This window comes from Virgibacillus indicus (assembly GCF_002266285.1).
GTDB lineage: Bacteria > Bacillota > Bacilli > Bacillales > Amphibacillaceae > Virgibacillus_K > Virgibacillus_K indicus.
The window spans coordinates 242,660-260,016 of sequence record NZ_NPMS01000005.1 but is presented as its reverse complement, the minus strand read 5'-3'; the positions used below and the strand labels follow the sequence as shown (position 1 = coordinate 260,016).

Below are 17,357 nucleotides of genomic sequence, written 5' to 3'. Positions count from 1 at the left end.
TATGAAATCCAGGCAAGAAATTCATGCAGGCTATTCTCCTTCAGAGGTTCCGGATGAATGGTTTAAATTGAAGGAAAAAGATAAGGATGCAGCAGAAGCAGTCGCAAGGCCTTCCCTATCCTACTGGAAGGATGCATGGAAACGGCTCGTCAAAAATAAACTGGCTATGTCAGGAATGGTATTCCTGATTTTATTAACGATAATGGCGATTATAGGTCCAATTCTTTCACCATACCAAGTGAATACACAAGTACTGCAGGATCAGTATCAGCCGCCATCCGCTGCCCATTGGTTTGGAACTGACAGTGCCGGACGTGATGTATTTACACGTACATGGTATGGTGCACGGATCTCCTTATTTGTTGGGCTGATGGCTGCAATAATCGATGTAAGCGTAGGGATCATCTATGGTGGCATCTCCGGCTATAAAGGCGGCCGTACAGATAACATTATGATGCGTATTGTGGAAATTTTATATGGTCTGCCGTATTTATTGGTAGTTATCTTATTGCTTGTTGTACTGGGGCCAAGTCTAACGACAATTATTATTGCACTGACCGTTACGGGATGGGTCGGGATGGCCAGGATCGTGCGGGGACAGGTCCTGCAGATTAAGAACTATGAATTTGTCCTCGCATCCAAGTCGTTTGGAACGAAATCATCCCGTATTATCCGGAAGAATCTGCTGCCAAATACAATGGGGCCAATTATTGTACAAATGACACTGACTGTTCCATCAGCTATTTTTGCGGAAGCCTTTTTAAGCTTTATTGGACTCGGGATTCAGGCCCCTGTTGCGAGTTGGGGAGTCATGGCAAATGACTCATTAGGTGCAATTCTTTCCGGGCACTGGTGGACATTATTTTTCCCGGCATTCTTTATTTCATTTACGATGTTTGCATTTAACGTATTAGGTGACGGGCTGCAGGATGCACTTGATCCGAAACTCAGGAAGTAGGTGAACCAATGGAAAAAATACTCGAGGTAAATAATCTTCATGTAACCTTTACAACGTATGGAGGTACTGTAAAAGCAGTGAGGGGAGTTGATTTCCATTTAAATAAGGGAGAAACATTGGCAATTGTTGGGGAATCAGGCTGTGGGAAAAGTGTGACATCAAATGCGATTATGCGCTTGATACCTGATCCGCCTGGGAAAATTTCAGCGGGCACCATCAAGTTTAAGGGAAGTGACCTGACAAAAGCCAGCGAAAAAAGAATGCGTTCAATCCGTGGTGTGGATATTTCAATGATTTTTCAAGATCCTATGACGGCATTAAACCCTACATTGACGATTGGCACCCAGCTGATGGAAGGATTAAGGCAGCACCATAAAGTAACAGGTGAAGCTGCACGAAAAAAAGCACTGGAAATGATGGACCTTGTCGGTATTCCAAACCCTAAGGAAAGAATGAAGCAATACCCGCATCAATTCAGTGGTGGAATGCGGCAGCGAATCGTTATTGCCATTGCATTAATCTGTGAACCTGAACTCCTCATTGCAGATGAACCAACAACTGCTTTGGATGTGACTATACAGGCACAAATTCTTGAGCTTTTTGAAAGAATTCAGAGGGCCACGGGTGTTTCGATCATTCTAATTACACATGATTTAGGGGTTGTTGCCAAAATAGCAGATCGAATCGCAGTGATGTATGCAGGCAAAATTATCGAAACTGGAACAAAACGGGATATCTTTTATAACCCGGAGCATCCATATACTCAGGGGCTGCTGAAATCTGTTCCGCGACTGGACCTGCAAGGGGAGAAACTAACCCCGATCGACGGAACTCCACCAGATTTATTCTCACCTCCAAAGGGATGTCCATTTACTGCCAGATGTCCATTTGCGATGGAGGTGTGTGATAAAGTTTATCCCGCAAATTCAATTCTCAGTGAATCACATAAAGTGAATTGCTGGCTGCAGGATTCGCGGGCTAAAAAGCTTTTGGCTGAAACAGCGGGATCAAAGGCGTAAGCGTCCGTTCCTGTAGATGAACTTACTAGCGGCCAGGCTTTATTTTCTTTACCAGTAAACTAAACCAAGGGGGCAAAAAGCATGAAAAAGTTTCTTGTATTGTTATTTACGGTATTTCTGGTTGCAGTACTCGCGGCTTGCACTGCGAATGAGAATGCAGGGGAAGAGGAACCTGCAGATGATGCAGAAGCTGCTGAAGAAAATGGTGAAACAGGTGAATCAGATGAAGCCAGCGGAGAAAAAATCCTTAGGCTGAATAACGGTGTGGAGCCAACATCGTTCAATCCATCCATTGGTTTTGACCAGGTTTCCTGGGACCCATTAAACAACCTGATGGAAGGGTTGACAAGATTGGATAAGGAATCCAAAGCAGGGCCTGGCGCTGCGGCAGATTGGGAAATCTCGGAGGATGGACTGACATATACTTTCAACCTTCGTGAAGATGCTAACTGGTCAAATGGCGACCCTGTAACAGCTGAAGACTTTGTCTATGCCTGGAAGTTGATGCTGGATCCTGAAACAGGCTCTCAGGCAGCATTTCTCGCATATTTTATTAAAGGGGCAGAAGCATTTAACAGTGGTGAAGGCTCAGCAGACGATGTTGCGGTCACAGCAGTTGATGAAAAGACACTTGAAGTAGTATTGGAAGCGCCAACTGGATTTTTCCTGGATCTTTTAACAAACCCGGCATTCTTCCCGGTTAACCATAAGGTAGCAGAAGAAAATCCGGACTGGCATGCTGAAGCAGAATCTTTTGTTGCCAATGGTCCATTTAAGCTGGAATCATGGGAACATGATAGTGAAATGATGTTTGCAAAAAATGAAGAGTATTGGGATGCAGATGCCGTTAAATTAGATAAAGTACATTTTGAAATGGTAAATGACACCAACACACAATATCAGATGTTTGAGAGTGGCGAGCTTGATACTGCAAGCATTCCACCAGAATTATCCGATCAGCTGATTGATGGGGACAATGTTTTCATTGGAAACTATGGCGGTCTTGAATTTTACCGTTTTAATTTGACTGAAGAGCCTTTTCAAAATAAAAAGATCAGGCAGGCTTTCTCCCATGCGATTAACAGGGCAGATATTGCAGAATTTGTTGTGAAAAATGGTGTGGAACCGGCATATGGCTTTGTTTCACCTGGATTTATCACTCCTTCTGGAGAAGATTTCCGTGATGTAAATGGTGATCTCACTACATTTGATGCAGAAAAGGCAAAACAATTGCTGGAGGAAGGAATGGAAGAGGAAGGATATGATGAGCTGCCTCCAATTGTTTTATCCTATAACACTAGTGATTCAAATAAGGCGGTAGCTGAGGCGATCCAAAATATGTTCATTGAGAATCTTGGTGTAGAGGTTTCACTTGAAAATCAGGAGTGGGGTGTGTTTGCTGAAGCACAGCAAAACCTGGAACTTCAATTCTCACGGAGTTCATTCATTAATGATTACAATGACCCGGTAAACTTCCTGGAAAGCTTTATCACTGATTCCTATATGAACCGAACTGGCTGGTCAAATGCCGAATATGATGAGCTGATTGCAAAGGGTAAATCGGAAACAGATGAAGAAAAGCGCTGGGAATATCTGCTCGAAGCAGAAAAACTGCTTGCAGAAGAAATGATTGCAATTCCGATTCGCTACTATAATACAGTAGTACTGGAAGCAGATGGCGTATCAGGAATCCTCCGCCACCCTGTTGGTTACTTTGATTTGAAATATGCAGATGTAGAATAATAATTGAATTTTTAATGGAAAAAGAGGACGGCCCACAAGTCTGTGGGCTGCTCCTTTTTCCATACATATATGCACAAAACCGGAAGCGACCGTTTAGTGACGTACAAACTGGAGCACTCTGGGACTGCACTCCGTTCGCCCCACCAAAAAGACTTGCAATGAGATAAAGGAAACACGATGAACGTAAGTGAATCGATGTTGACTTATCGTAGTGGAAGAGTGTGAAGTTTGGGACTGTGCCAAGGGCTCGTCCCACCAAAAGATCTGCTAGTCACTGGGAGCTGGAGCTGGACGTGGCTGTTTATGTCCAGAAAATAAATGCTGTGAAATTTACATCCTATAATCTTAAAAGGTAACATCCGGAGAGGAGACTTCCAAATGATAGCACCTGAACGGTTAATCAGAGGGGACTTTATCGGTATTGTTGCACCAGCAGGGCCAATTAAAATAGAAAACCTCAAAAAAGCAATTCCTTTTTTTGAGAAAATGGGACTGCACGTTAAACTGGGAAAACATATTGAAAAGGTTCATGGCTATTTGGCTGGTACGGACGAACAGCGGCTTGAGGATCTTCATGAGATGATAGCGGATCCGGCCGTTAAAGCAATTATCTTTGCCAGGGGAGGCTATGGTACTGGACGAATTGCGGATGATATTGATTATGATCTGATAAAGAGAAATCCGAAGATATATTGGGGGTATAGTGATATTACTTATTTACATACGGCAATTCACCAGAAAACCGGTCTTGTAACCTTTCATGGCCCCATGCCAGTATCTGACATTGGAAAGGATGACTTTGACGAGCTTTCTGCAATTATGTTTAATCAGCTTTTTAAACCAATGACTCTAGTGTATAACGAAAAAGTCTCTTCACTTCAGACAATGGTGCCAGGAGCTGCGAAGGGAGAACTTGTGGGTGGAAATCTGAGTTTGCTGGCAAGCACACTGGGAACACCGTATGAAATTGAAACAAAGGGGAAACTTCTTTTGCTGGAGGATATTGGAGAAGAGCCTTACCAGGTGGATGGGATGCTGAATCAGCTAAAGCTTGCCGGGATGCTAGATGAAGTGGCAGGGATTATGGTAGGTGATTTTGCAGAGGCAGAATCTGAACTTGATCCAACATTAACAATGGAGCAGGTATTTTTTGATTATTTTTCAGGGTTGAATTGTCCAGTGCTTGCAGGATTCAAAATTGGGCATTGCTTTCCACATTTTGCAGTACCGCTGGGTGTAAGAGCAAACCTTTCAACCTATACGAAAACATTGCAGATCGAACCAGGTGTCAAGGAGACAAGTCTATGAAAATACAAAATATCGAAACCTTCCGCGCAGCTATACCATTGAAAAAACCATTCAAAACAGCACTGCGAACGGTTACCGTAGCTGAAACCGCCGTCGTTAAAATAACCTGTGACAATGGGATAACAGGGTGGGGTGAGGCACCGCCAACCCATGTAATTACAGGGGATAGTTTAGCTGGCATCAATTATGTGATTACAGGAATTTTTAAACCTTTGCTTGAAGGAGAATCCCTGCTCTATCGAGAGCGCATTTTTGAAATAATCCAGCAGGGAATAGTAGGGAATCCAAGTGCTAAAGCTGCTATCGATATGGCAATCTATGATTGTATCAGCCAGTATGCGAATATGCCGCTAGCAGCTTTTCTCGGAGGATATCGTGTAAGAATAGAAACAGACTACACGGTTAGTGTGAACAGCTCGTCAGAAATGGCGCAGGATGCCCAGGTGTATGTAGATAATAGTTTTTCTGTCTTAAAGGTAAAGGTGGGTAAAGACCAGATAGCTGCAGATATTAAAAGAATTCAGGCAATACGAAAGCAGGTTGGAGAATCTATTGTCATACGACTTGATGCAAATCAGGGCTGGGAAGCAAAGGAAGCTGTGAAAGCAATCCGAAAAATGGAAGACATTGGACTGAATATTGAATTAATTGAACAGCCAGTGAAAGCCCACGATATAAAGGGCCTAAAATTTATTACTGAAAATACGGAAACACCTATTATGGCGGATGAAAGTGTGTTTTCATCCGATGATGCGAGAAGAGTGCTTGAAGAAGGCGCAGCTGATTTGATTAATATTAAATTAATGAAAGCGGGAGGCATTCATGAAGCATTAAAAATTGCTGCACTAGCTGGAGTCTATGGAGTAGATTGCATGGTTGGCAGTATGATAGAAACGAGGATCGGCATAACCGCAGCTGCCCACTTTGCAGCAAGCCAGCCGAATGTTACAAGGTTCGATTTCGACGCCCCTTTAATGCTGGCGGGAGATTTAATTGATGGCGGAATTTCTTATCAGAGAAATGTTATTGAATTAGGGAACAGGTCAGGACTTGGGATCGTTGGAGTGAATGGGGAGTTTTTAGTGGAGTAGAGGTTTGGCTGGGGAGTTCGCGAAGTTGAGAGATATACTACCGAACATGAGAGACAACGTTAAAAAGTCGAGAGATTTGCTGACAAACTTGAGAGACAGCAATAGAAAGTTGAGAGAAAAGATAAATATGTAGGGTTTTCTCTCTACTTTGTGGGTCTACCTCTCAACTATCAGCAATTTTCTCTCAACTTCCAGCAGTTATCTCTCAACTCCACCCACCCACTAAACTTTAAACAAACGTTTGATCAATAAAAATTCAATCAGAAAGGGGAAACTAAGATGTTTAAACAAACGTTTGATCAATTTCCTGAAGAAATGTGGGTAACCGCAGTACAGGTAGCTACTGTCTGGACAAATCCTGATTCAGCCAGGGAGATTGATAGATCTGGCACAGAGAACCCTACCGATATGAACAAGTGGATTACTGGTTTGAGTTATGAAGATAATCTTGCACTGTGTAATGAAAACAGGGTGCAAACACAGCTGTTGTATGGAGAGCCTGTGCTTGTAACAGATACAGCTAATGGCTGGGCACATGTGGTCATTCCTTCACAGCCATCAAAAAAGGATGAACGAGGTTATCCGGGATGGGTACCTTTAAACCAATTAACTAAGCTAAAAAACAGCGACTGGGAAAGTGAAAAATCTGCAGCTGTCATTAAAGATAAGGCCTGGCTGGAATCTAAAGAGGGAGAAAGATTAATAGAAATTAGCTATATGACAGTTTTGCCATTGTATAAATTGCATGAAGAACGTGTAGAGGTGAAAACACCTCATGGAAATAGATATTTTCAAAAGGAAGAAGTACAGATTTTTTCCAATACTTGCGGGAGGGATCCAGGAAGTGGTGAAAGCATCGTTAAATCTGGTGAACCGTATGCTGGCCTGGATTATTTCTGGGGTGGAATGAGTGCTTTTGGTTATGATTGCTCAGGGCTTGCTTATGCAATGCATAAAGCAAATGGCTATAAAATAGCCCGCGATGCTGGTGATCAGGCAGCTTCTGGAGAATCTGTGGACTATGATAAACTCCTGCCAGGTGACTTACTATTTTTCGCGTATGAGGAAGGAAAGGGTACCCTCCATCATGTGGGAATTTACTATGGGGAAGGAAAAATGCTTCACTCCCCGCAAACCGGAAAAGGAATTGAAATAATTGAATTATCAGGGACTAAATATGAAAAAGAACTCTGTGCTGCGAGACGTTACTGGTAAAGGAGAAATAACTATGGATGATAAAATTTTGCAGGTTACTAACTTGAAAAAGCATTTTGTTATGGGAAAAGGAAAGATGCTTCAGGCGGTTGACGATGTCAGTTTTTATGTGAATAAAGGGGAAACCTTTGGGCTTGTTGGTGAATCAGGCTGTGGAAAATCAACCATTGGACGTACAATTATGGGCCTTTATAATAAAACGGATGGCGATGTGGTCTATGATGGGGACAATGTACACAGCCTGACTGATAAAGAAAAATTTAAATTTTACCGTAAAATGCAAATGATTTTCCAGGATCCTTATGCCTCATTAAATCCGCGTTCCACTGTCAGTGAAGTTATTTCTGAACCTATGGAAGTCCATAGCTTATATAAAAATAAAAAGGAACAAATGGACCGGGTTTACCAGCTGCTGGAGGAAGTTGGTCTGAATCGTGACCATGCCAACCGTTACCCGCATGAATTCAGTGGCGGCCAGCGTCAGCGAATTGGCATTGCTCGTGCTTTGGCGTTAAATCCTGATTTTATTATAGCGGATGAGCCAATTTCGGCACTGGATGTTTCTGTCCAGGCACAGGTCGTTAATCTGTTAAAGGAATTGCAGACGGAAAAAGGACTGACCTTTCTGTTCATTGCACATGATTTGTCGATGGTGAAGCAGATCTCTGACCGGATTGGTGTTATGTATTTAGGCCATATGGTTGAACTAACTGAGAGCAGCAGTTTATACGATAATCCATTGCATCCATATACGAGAGCTTTGCTGTCAGCCATTCCAATTCCTGATCCTGATATTGAGGAAACAAGGGAAAGGATTATCCTTGAAGGTGAGCTTCCAAGCCCGATAAACCCACCAAGCGGATGTGTATTCCGAACTCGGTGTCCAATGGCAATGGAGGTTTGTTCAGTGAAACAGCCAGATTGGCAGGAAGTGGAACAGAATCATTATGTAGCATGTCATTTATATGATGAAACACTGGGCGAAAATGAAACGAGAAGAATTTAAAAAAGAACCTATGAAGCGCCTCAGATAAAGCGCTCCATAGGTTTTTTCGTTTTGAGTTATTGGATGTTTTGTATTGGCACCTTCCTCCATAAGCTTTTTCATAATCTGGTTCTATTATTTCTGATTTCTGTATAAGTTTAATAGTAGGGATGCTAGAGTACAATTCCGTTTTGTAAAAGGGGGAAGGCCATGAAAAAAAGTAACTATAACAGCAATAAGCTTCCAAAAGCATGGAAAAAGAAAAAGTCCAGATTGGCGAAGCAGATCAAAGCAAAGCAGCAGCAAGTGATCAGCCAAAAAACTAATAATACGGGTCATCAACCAGACTATCGGAAGAAACGGCTTCCATTAAAAAGAAAGAGGCAATTTTTAACCGGACAGTCGCCATCATGGAGACTCCCTGCAGTATTGCTTGTAGCAAGTTTGGTTGCAATTATTTTAGTCATCCCGACGTTGATTGTCATTCCATTTGTAAAGGATGCGGAAAATGAAGCGGGTACCATTGAAAAAGCAGCCGATCCAGAAATAGAGCAGGATACTTCTCCATTTGCAGTTACAGTCATGCGGTCTAAATCTGAGAAAACAGAAGATGTTCCACTCGAAACCTATGTATCCAGGGTGGTCGCCTCCGAAATGCCCGCAGAGTTTGAAATGGAAGCATTAAAAGCACAAGCGCTTGCTGCAAGGACGTATGTTGTAAATCATATTCTTTATCAGGACGATAAAACAGAATATGATGTAACAGACACAGTTCAGCATCAAGTATATAAAGATGAACTGGAACTTAAAAAAATATTCGAAGACAATTATACGGAAAAAATGAATAAAATTAAGCAGGCAGTGGAGTCAACCAAAGGGGAAATCCTGACATATGAAAATGCGCTGATCACACCGGCATTTTTTTCCACAAGCAATGGCTTCACAGAAAACTCCGAGGATTACTGGGAAAATGAGGTTCCATATTTGCGAAGTGTGGAAAGCAAATGGGATGAAGCTTCCCCGAAATTCCTTGACCAGAAAATATTTGCGGTTAATGAAGTGGAAAAAGTATTAAATATTGATCTTCCTGAGAATTCAGCACTGGATATTGAGGTCACACGAACAGAAAGCAAAAGAGTAGATGAGTTATCAATCGCTGGAAAGATATTTTCTGGAAGAGATGTCAGGGAAAAGCTCGAATTACGATCAAGTGATTTCACCATTAAGCAAAAAAATGATCATTTAATTTTTACTACAAAAGGATTCGGGCATGGTATCGGCATGAGCCAATATGGTGCAAATGGAATGGCGAAAGAAGGAAAAACATATAAGGATATTGTGAAATACTACTATAAAGATGTTGAGGTCAGTACAGTGACCGACACAGCACCAACCCTCGTCGCGAAATAGACGGGGGTTTTTGGTGTGGTTAACTTGGAGGAGGGCGTATCCGTTTATGTGATGGAACATCCGTCCAACGAGGGTAACATCCGTCTGAGACTGTGAATATCCGTACAACCAGCGCTTATCCGTTCGAGGGCAGGACTATCCAATAATCCCACTGAAAATATAAGATCCTTAGTAACATTCCAGAAAATCTTCTCAAAATCTCTTAATTTACCCCATTATTCGGAAAAAATGTATAAAATAATAAATTTTTCCGTTAATAATGTATAGATTCTCAGATTTCTGCTCAGAATGGTTGTTGAGGTGATGAGATATGAATGAGGAAAACAAAGGCGGTTCAAAAAACAAGTGGAGTCGCATTTTCCGGAAGAAGTGGTTTTTCCCTGCGGTTTATCTGACAATTGCAGCACTCCTATTAGCGGTAGTGGTGTGGTATCAGAATCTGGATAATCAAATTCCAGAGGTGGAAAATGATCAGATTGATCAGCAGGATATTACAGGGGACTACATCCCGACACCAAATGATGACGATGCAGAAACAGTAATGGAACAGCAAGAGGTAATTCTGATGCCTGTGACAGATCAGGAACAAGCAGAAATCGTAACTAAATTTTATGATTACGACGCAGAGCAGCAGGATAAAGAAAATGCATTGGTTCATCACAACAACCGTTTTTACCAAAGTACCGGTGTTGATATTGCAGCAGCTAATGGAGAAACATTTGATGTAGTTGCAGCATTAAGCGGCACAGTTCTAGAGGTAAAAGAAGACCCGCTTTTAGGTAACGTGGTAGTAATGTCACATGAAAATGAAGTGGAGACATATTACGCAAGCCTTGGCGAAGTTGTTGTTGAAGCTGGTGCAGAGGTGAAGCAGGGTGAACAGATTGGTACTGCAGGAAATAACATTTTTGGCAAAGAAAGTGGAACCCATGTTTATTTCCAACTGGATAAAAGCGGTAAAGAAGTAAATCCTGAGGAATACTTCAATCAGCCTGTAAGCAAGTTAGATAGTGCTGCAGAAGGTGTGATGGAAGAAGGTTCTGAATCAAGTGAGGAGACTGAGTCAGTCGAAGACCCCGAAGCAACGGAGGAAACGGATGAGTCAGTAACCGAAGATGAAAGTTCAGAAGAAAGTTCAGAAGAAAATTCAGAAGAAAGCCCAGAAGAAAATTCAGATGAAAACACAGATGAAGAAGATGAAAATACCAACGAAGAAACAACCAATTCATCCGATGCATCGGAAAGTGCCTGAATTTAACAGGTAAAATAATCAATAGCTTCCCTGGCTGCAGTGCCGGGGAATTTTTTTGTGCCAGGAAATTATAAAAAATTTGGGCTGTGGATAACTTATTAAGGTTTAGCCACGTCCGGCTCCAGCGCCGTAAAAAACCATATACGCTCATAAAATTTTATAAATGAGAAAAAGCTAAACTCTAACTGATGAAATATACCTAATTACATATAACTTTTCACGAAAAATGTCGAAAATTTTTACTATTATTTATCGAAAAATATGATAATATAGAAATTAATAAGATTTTTGTAGCTTCATGCCGAATAGCACGATACAGAGAATATAGACTGAGTTATTTCTTATCGTGCAGGGAAGGAGAGCCGTAGAAATGCAGCAACCAACCATCTTTTTGTCTGGTACGGATAATCTTACACTGGAGCAATTAATGGAATTATTATCTCAAAAGTATGATGAAGAGACAGTAATAGATTTGATGCGGAAATATTGTATGCAGTCTTCTTCCAGTGATATCCAGAAAAAAGGCATGGAATTTTTATACATGTATGGATTTTATGATGATTTAAATCAATTGATTCAGAAAAACAATGAATCAAAATATCCTTCTAACAGAAAATGGGCTGTTGTTTATCAAACAATTATCGATCGCAGGCTGCACCGGATTAAACCACCACAGCTAATTGAGAATTTGAATAATTTAATAACTGAGGAGCCTGAGCTTAAATGCCTGATTGAGTTTGTAAAAGTAACCGCACATTATGACTTAAAACAATACAACAGAATTGGCAACTTCCTGGAGATTCAGCAACATCTTTTTGAATTGATTGGGGATAACTTATTAAAAATCTATTTTACCATCAGACTAAATCAGATTTTGATGTCATACCATTTGACCAGAAATGAGTTAATTATTGCAAGAAAATATGCTTACCGTGTTTTAAATCAGACAAATAATGTTAGATCACAGATAAGTACACATATTAGTCTTGGGCTATCTTACACATTCGATACGTTTCCTCAAGGAATCTACCATCTTAATAAAGCATTGCAGCTTGCAAGGAGTCATAATCTTCCAAATTCCGTTCGGATAATTGAACAGCATAATATTCCTTTTCTGGCTGCTCACTTTAATAACGCAGAGAAAATTTTAACAACAGATAAGAGTGAACAGGCTCATATCGAAATTTCAAAAGGGAATAATTTGAAGGCAATTGAAATATTGGAATCGATTAAACTGGATAGTCCATTTAAACTTTATTACATGGGAAAAGCAAAACAGGATAAATACTTACTTCTAAGATCTTATAATGAATTTATCGAAAAACGGAGCGATTACTTTTTCAGCCGTCTGCCACTCACTGAATTACAAAAAATGTCACCATAGTATCTGTTAAATCCAGATTGATGAACCAAGGCTCTGCTTGTTGTTCCACTGAAAGGTAAATTTAATTTTAAAAGAACATCAGAAGTACGGCTATCGCCATTAAGGCTTGGCGGTAAGCCAAGTTTTCTAAAATGTAAAAATGGAGAGGAGCAAACAAAATGAAACTTATGAAAAAATTCTTATGTATTTCTTTTGTATTGTTTACATTTTTTTTACATCCGGAAACAGCAGATATGAACTTTCTATTTATGGACCCTGAACTGGGAGAAATTGATTAATCCTTTCAGCTGGTACGAATGCCTAAAACAATAAATAATACCCTGCACCCAGCATAGCAGAGCCTTTTTCATAATATAAATAAAAATAAGTAAGAAGACTTCCTTCGATGAAAATAACGGTATTAATGCCGTTATTTTTTTATTTATTACGTTTATCATGCAGGCAGGTAACCCCCGGAAATAAACAACCACGTCCAGCTCCAAAAAAATACTTCTTGTCCATTTTTCCGAAAGATGCAATTTTAATCATAAACAGACCGTTATGGTAATAAAATGTTACAAACCAAGCAATCAGAATTGTCTGAGGTGAGAGCTTGTGTGGCTGAGAAATCTGCACAAATTAGGAATTGTTGTATAAAGATAAAAATCGGAAAATTTTGTAAATAATGGATCATTAGCTGAATGCTTATAATGTCTCGGGTAGATACATAACCAGGATAACTGCTCCTTGGAATAAGAATAGAGGATGGCCACAGCAAAATAAACACCTTGTCTCATACCACACCTCGGAAATATCCAACTTAGGGAGGCGAATGGTGTGCACGATTACATCAAAGAAAGGACTATCAGGATAGGTAAATATGTCGTGGAGACAAGAAAGACTGTCCGAATGATAGCGAAAGAATTTGGTGTTTCCAAAAGCACAGTCCACAAAGATTTAACAGAACGCTTGCCAGAAATAAATCCTGAATTAGCAAATCAAGTAAAAGAAATTCTGGAATACCACAAAGCAATCCGTCATCTCCGAGGAGGTGAAGCAACCAGAAAAAAATATAAAATAGAACCTAAAAAGGAGGGTGAAGTTAAGCCTGTAGGATAAACTGGTTATTCGAAAATACACAAGCAGCAGCCCAGCCGAAATGGCTGGGTTTTTCAGTTAAGTCAGCCTAGTCCATTTTAACTAATGCATAAGCAAATTTTCTTGTCAATTTTTCCCGAATTTTGCAGTTAAATATTGAGTTTTGTGGTAAAATATAATATTAGTAGCATTATGTTCTCTGACAAATGCGAGATAGCTTTTTTAAGTAGGAGGATAAAGATTCATGTTTTCTAGGGATATTGGAATTGACCTTGGAACCGCCAATGTTTTAATTCATGTAAAAGGAAAAGGAATAGTTTTAAATGAACCATCAGTTGTAGCAATGGATCGTACAACAGGCAGAGTACTTGAAGTTGGTGAAGCAGCTCGCCGCATGGTCGGCAGGACACCAGGAAATATTGAAGCAACCCGCCCATTGAAAGATGGCGTAATTGCAGACTTTGATGTAACAGAAGCAATGCTAAAGCATTTTATAAATAAAATTAATGTACGTGGTTTTCTTTCGAAGCCACGGATGCTTATATGCTGTCCGACCAATATTACAAAGGTGGAGCAAAAAGCAATAAAAGAAGCGGCTGAGAAATCAGGCGGTAAAAAGGTTTACCTTGAAGAAGAACCAAAAGTTGCGGCAATCGGTGCCGGAATGGAAATTTTCCAGCCAAGCGGGAATATGGTTGTAGATATTGGTGGAGGTACAACAGATGTTGCAGTGCTTTCCATGGGTGATATTGTAACATCCGAATCCATCAAAATGGCCGGAGATAAATTTGATATAGATATTCTTCAATACATAAAAAAGAGATATAAACTTTTAATTGGAGAACGGACGGCTGAAGATATCAAAATAAATGTGGCTACCGTATTTAAAGACTCACGAAAAGAGGAAATGGAAATCCGGGGCCGTGATATGGTAAGCGGGCTTCCGCGGACCATTAAAGTTTACTCTGATGAGATTGAAGAAGCGCTTAGAGAATCCGTATCCTTAATCGTGCAGGCAGCAAAATCGGTACTTGAGAGGACACCACCTGAATTATCTGCGGATATTATTGACCGGGGTGTTATCTTAACTGGTGGTGGAGCATTAATTCATGGAATTGATCAGTTGCTGGCAGAAGAACTGAAGGTTCCAGTTTTCATTGCAGAAGAGCCAATGAACTGTGTGGCAAAGGGAACCGGCATTATGCTTGAAAATATCGATAAAATTGAACGCCGTAAAGTTGTGTAATTAGTCCTGTGATTTTTATGTAAAATTAACTGACCCGACCTTATTCTGTCAGGTCAGCTAAAGTAAAAGGGAACCACCTCAGCTTATTTTGGAGCTGAAGTGGAAGGGAGTTTGGATTTAATTTATATGTACCCGAATTACTAATATCTAAAACCGCATTTTTTCAAAAGGCAAGGAGGGATCGTCTTGTTAAGAGGTTTTTATACTGCCGCCAGTGGAATGGTTGCACAGCAGCGTCATCAGGAAGCATTATCAAATAATATTGCCAATGCGAATACACCAGGTTATAAAGCGGACCAGACAGCATTACGTGCATTTCCGGAAATGCTGCTCCAGCAAATGGGAAATCATAAAATACCAACAACGCGTGGTTTAAATTTACCTGTCCAGCAGCCAATCGGAACGTTGAATACTGGTGTATATGTTCAGGAAGCTATTCCAAACTTTGGCCAGGGTGATATTCGTGAAACAGCTGTAACCACAGATTTGGCTTTGGTAAATGGTGCATTGCCTGATGAAACTGGAAATTTATTTTTCTCCGTGCAGAATGAAGCAGGAGAAGTCCGCTACACCAGAAACGGAAACTTAACGGTTGATGGACAAGGGTTTCTAGTAACAAATCATGGCTATTATGTGCTGGATCAGGCTGGAAATCCCATTCAAACGAATGGAATGGAATTTACGGTGACTCGTGACGGTTTCCTTCAAACAGAAACGCAGAATATCCAGCTCGGAATTGTCTATACAGAAAATGCTAATGAATTGGTGAAAGAGGGAAATGGACTTTTCAGCGGGGAAGCTGATGCAGTACCTGCAGGAACGACTTATCAGATACAGCAGGGTTTTCTTGAACAGTCAAATGTTGATTCATTGCAATCCATGACACAGATGATGGAAGCATATCGAATGTTTGAAACCAATCAAAAAGTATTAAAGGCGTATGATGAAAGTATGGGTAAAGCAGTTAGTGAAATTGCCCGGTTAGGTTAGGAGGGATCTTATGTCACGAATGACGATACAGGCAGCAGTTACCATGAATCAGCTGCAAAATAAGCTTGATTTAATTGGAAATAACATGGCCAACAGCCAAACAACTGGCTACAAAAATCGCCAGGCTGATTTTTCTTCTTTATTATTTCAGCAAATAAACAATCTGACAGATCCTGCCAATGCTGAAGGGCGCGTAACACCGGATGGCGTGCGGATTGGATCAGGTGCGAGAATTGGTTCCATTAATATTGACCTGACACCTGGGACAATTCAGGAGACTGACCGTGTTTTGGATACAGCACTTTTAGAAGAAAATCATTTATTTCAAATACAGGTAACCGAAAATGGTGTTGAGGAAACTCGTTTTACCCGCAATGGTGCATTTTATTTAAGCCCTGTAAATATTAATCAGAACTTGATGCTAACGGATGATAAAGGAAACCCTATTCTTGGGGAAAACGGTCCAATCGTAATCCCAGAAGGTTTTGATGCCATTTCCATTCGTGAAAATGGTGAAATTATGGTTCAGCGCGGAAATCAGACAGAACTTGCAGGAAGAATATCCGTAGTAGAAGCAGTACGACCACGTCTTCTGGAAGCTGCTGGTGCGAATTCCTTCCGGCTGCCTGATTTAGCAGAGCTCGGCTTTCAAATGGAGGAAATTATCCAGGGAATAGCACCAGATCAGACAATTGTGCAAAGCAGTGCGCTGGAGAATTCCAATGTGGATATTGCTAAACAAATGACGGACATGCTTATGACACAGCGCTCGTACCAATATAATGCAAGGACAATTTCGATGGGCGATCAGATGATGGGTCTAATTAATCAGTTAAGATAGTTTACTAGGATTTTATACATCTGATATAATACAAATTAGTTTATGAATTTATCAATGGAGAAAAAGGTCACAGCCTGGTAAAGTTCGATATGATTTTTCCGGCCCTTTTAATATCCTCTTCCATGCATTTTGCAGGATAAAAGGAGAAAGTATAACATGCCAACAAAACAATCAGAAAAAACAGCTGCCGAAAAAGAGTCAAGAAAGGCTCGCCGACAGGAAAAAAAACAAAAGCCTGTTGGAAACGGACAAGCAGCATCAGAAAAACTAACACGAAAAGAGCAGAAGAAAAAGCAGAAAGAAGAAAAACGGAAAAACAAAAAGCCAAGACGGAGAATTTTTCCAATATGGCTTCGAATCATAGTTGTTCTTCTTATTTGCGCGGGTGCACTTGTAGCTGGTTTAATGATTGGGTATGGTGTCATCGGTGATGGAGTTCCTTCTGATGCACTTAAAAAAGAAACATGGCAGCATATAATTGATATCGTGATCAAAACAGACTAATAAAAGGCATGTCCTACCGGGTGCAGGCAGGATATGCTTTTTTTGCGATGCATAAATGGGTTGGGCTCTAGTGATAACTAGCTCCGCTGAAAAAAGCGTCAACTGCGCTGAAACCCGATCGATACCCGCTGATAAATTGGGTAGCACCGCTGATACCCGGTCAGATCACCAGCTAAATAACCGCATTATTGCGGGTTCGCTGATAATTGTTCGATTCTCGCTGAAAAAAGCGTCAACTGCGCTGAATCCGGATTGATTACCGCTGATAAAAAAGGTAGCACCGCTGATACCCGGTCAGATCACCAGCTAAATAATCGAAGTATTGTGGGATCAC

Annotated in this window: 15 protein-coding genes; all 15 read left to right on the top strand. The window is 40.7% G+C overall.

The features are described from left to right. Position 1 precedes the first annotated feature (1 nt). The 15 genes from CIL03_RS12360 to CIL03_RS12290 all read left to right on the top strand — a co-directional run bounded on the left by CIL03_RS12360 (position 2) and on the right by CIL03_RS12290 (position 17,023). The gene (locus CIL03_RS12360; protein WP_094886170.1) at positions 2-958 is read left to right on the top strand and encodes an ABC transporter permease; all 957 of its coding nucleotides are present in this window, start codon (positions 2-4) and stop codon (positions 956-958) included. A gap of 8 nt (positions 959-966) precedes the next feature. Next, positions 967-1,977: an ABC transporter ATP-binding protein gene (locus tag CIL03_RS12355; RefSeq protein ID WP_094886169.1), complete on the top strand. Its 1,011-nt coding sequence runs from the start codon at positions 967-969 to the stop codon at positions 1,975-1,977. Positions 1,978-2,058: 81 nt separating this feature from the next. Continuing rightward, positions 2,059-3,720, top strand: a complete 1,662-nt coding sequence (locus CIL03_RS12350) for a peptide ABC transporter substrate-binding protein (protein WP_094886168.1) — start codon at positions 2,059-2,061, stop codon at positions 3,718-3,720. A 378-nt stretch (positions 3,721-4,098) separates the two neighbouring features. Then, positions 4,099-5,028 carry a S66 peptidase family protein gene (locus tag CIL03_RS12345; protein WP_094886167.1) on the top strand — a complete coding sequence of 310 codons (930 nt, stop codon included), beginning with the start codon at positions 4,099-4,101 and terminating at the stop codon, positions 5,026-5,028. Continuing rightward, a complete protein-coding gene (locus CIL03_RS12340) occupies positions 5,025-6,119 on the top strand; it encodes a dipeptide epimerase (RefSeq protein WP_094886166.1) in 1,095 nt (364 codons plus the stop codon). Before CIL03_RS12345 ends, CIL03_RS12340 begins: the two co-directional genes overlap by 4 nt. A gap of 279 nt (positions 6,120-6,398) precedes the next feature. Next, positions 6,399-7,334 carry a C40 family peptidase gene (locus tag CIL03_RS12335; RefSeq protein ID WP_094886165.1) on the top strand — a complete coding sequence of 312 codons (936 nt, stop codon included), beginning with the start codon at positions 6,399-6,401 and terminating at the stop codon, positions 7,332-7,334. 13 nt (positions 7,335-7,347) lie between these two features. Then, positions 7,348-8,340, top strand: coding sequence for an ABC transporter ATP-binding protein (locus CIL03_RS12330; RefSeq protein WP_094886164.1), 993 nt, complete (start codon positions 7,348-7,350; stop codon positions 8,338-8,340). A 189-nt stretch (positions 8,341-8,529) separates the two neighbouring features. After that, entirely contained in the window at positions 8,530-9,729 is a 1,200-nt protein-coding gene (gene spoIID / locus CIL03_RS12325) for a stage II sporulation protein D (RefSeq protein ID WP_094886163.1), read from the top strand. Positions 9,730-10,039: 310 nt separating this feature from the next. Then, positions 10,040-10,981, top strand: a complete 942-nt coding sequence (locus tag CIL03_RS12320; RefSeq protein ID WP_094886162.1) for a stage II sporulation protein SpoIIQ — start codon at positions 10,040-10,042, stop codon at positions 10,979-10,981. Positions 10,982-11,351: 370 nt separating this feature from the next. Then, the gene (locus CIL03_RS12315; RefSeq protein WP_094886161.1) at positions 11,352-12,365 is read left to right on the top strand and encodes an AimR family lysis-lysogeny pheromone receptor; all 1,014 of its coding nucleotides are present in this window, start codon (positions 11,352-11,354) and stop codon (positions 12,363-12,365) included. 816 nt (positions 12,366-13,181) lie between these two features. Then, positions 13,182-13,463: a sporulation transcriptional regulator SpoIIID gene (spoIIID, locus tag CIL03_RS12310; protein WP_133087833.1), complete on the top strand. Its 282-nt coding sequence runs from the start codon at positions 13,182-13,184 to the stop codon at positions 13,461-13,463. 223 nt (positions 13,464-13,686) lie between these two features. Continuing rightward, positions 13,687-14,688 carry a rod shape-determining protein gene (mreB, locus tag CIL03_RS12305; protein WP_094886159.1) on the top strand — a complete coding sequence of 334 codons (1,002 nt, stop codon included), beginning with the start codon at positions 13,687-13,689 and terminating at the stop codon, positions 14,686-14,688. Between the two features lie 186 nt (positions 14,689-14,874). Further along, complete coding sequence (locus CIL03_RS12300) at positions 14,875-15,678, top strand: flagellar hook-basal body protein (RefSeq protein ID WP_094886158.1); 804 nt, start codon at positions 14,875-14,877, stop codon at positions 15,676-15,678. Positions 15,679-15,688: 10 nt separating this feature from the next. After that, entirely contained in the window at positions 15,689-16,519 is an 831-nt protein-coding gene (locus tag CIL03_RS12295) for a flagellar hook-basal body protein (RefSeq protein WP_094886157.1), read from the top strand. Positions 16,520-16,675: 156 nt separating this feature from the next. After that, entirely contained in the window at positions 16,676-17,023 is a 348-nt protein-coding gene (locus CIL03_RS12290; RefSeq protein ID WP_094886156.1) for a DNA-directed RNA polymerase subunit beta, read from the top strand. Positions 17,024-17,357 lie beyond the last annotated feature (334 nt).

What these genes read in the sequence shown, in the direction of transcription:
- CIL03_RS12335 (WP_094886165.1), top strand. Translation starts at nt 6,399, where the DNA reads ATGTTTAAACAAACGTTTGATCAATTTCCTGAAGAAATGTGGGTAACC.
- CIL03_RS12340 (WP_094886166.1), top strand. Translation starts at nt 5,025, where the DNA reads ATGAAAATACAAAATATCGAAACCTTCCGCGCAGCTATACCATTGAAA.
- CIL03_RS12290 (WP_094886156.1), top strand. Translation starts at nt 16,676, where the DNA reads ATGCCAACAAAACAATCAGAAAAAACAGCTGCCGAAAAAGAGTCAAGA.
- mreB (WP_094886159.1), top strand. Translation starts at nt 13,687, where the DNA reads ATGTTTTCTAGGGATATTGGAATTGACCTTGGAACCGCCAATGTTTTA.
- CIL03_RS12330 (WP_094886164.1), top strand. Translation starts at nt 7,348, where the DNA reads ATGGATGATAAAATTTTGCAGGTTACTAACTTGAAAAAGCATTTTGTT.
- CIL03_RS12315 (WP_094886161.1), top strand. Translation starts at nt 11,352, where the DNA reads ATGCAGCAACCAACCATCTTTTTGTCTGGTACGGATAATCTTACACTG.
- CIL03_RS12350 (WP_094886168.1), top strand. Translation starts at nt 2,059, where the DNA reads ATGAAAAAGTTTCTTGTATTGTTATTTACGGTATTTCTGGTTGCAGTA.
- CIL03_RS12295 (WP_094886157.1), top strand. Translation starts at nt 15,689, where the DNA reads ATGTCACGAATGACGATACAGGCAGCAGTTACCATGAATCAGCTGCAA.
- CIL03_RS12320 (WP_094886162.1), top strand. Translation starts at nt 10,040, where the DNA reads ATGAATGAGGAAAACAAAGGCGGTTCAAAAAACAAGTGGAGTCGCATT.
- CIL03_RS12355 (WP_094886169.1), top strand. Translation starts at nt 967, where the DNA reads ATGGAAAAAATACTCGAGGTAAATAATCTTCATGTAACCTTTACAACG.
- spoIID (WP_094886163.1), top strand. Translation starts at nt 8,530, where the DNA reads ATGAAAAAAAGTAACTATAACAGCAATAAGCTTCCAAAAGCATGGAAA.
- CIL03_RS12345 (WP_094886167.1), top strand. Translation starts at nt 4,099, where the DNA reads ATGATAGCACCTGAACGGTTAATCAGAGGGGACTTTATCGGTATTGTT.
- CIL03_RS12360 (WP_094886170.1), top strand. Translation starts at nt 2, where the DNA reads ATGAAATCCAGGCAAGAAATTCATGCAGGCTATTCTCCTTCAGAGGTT.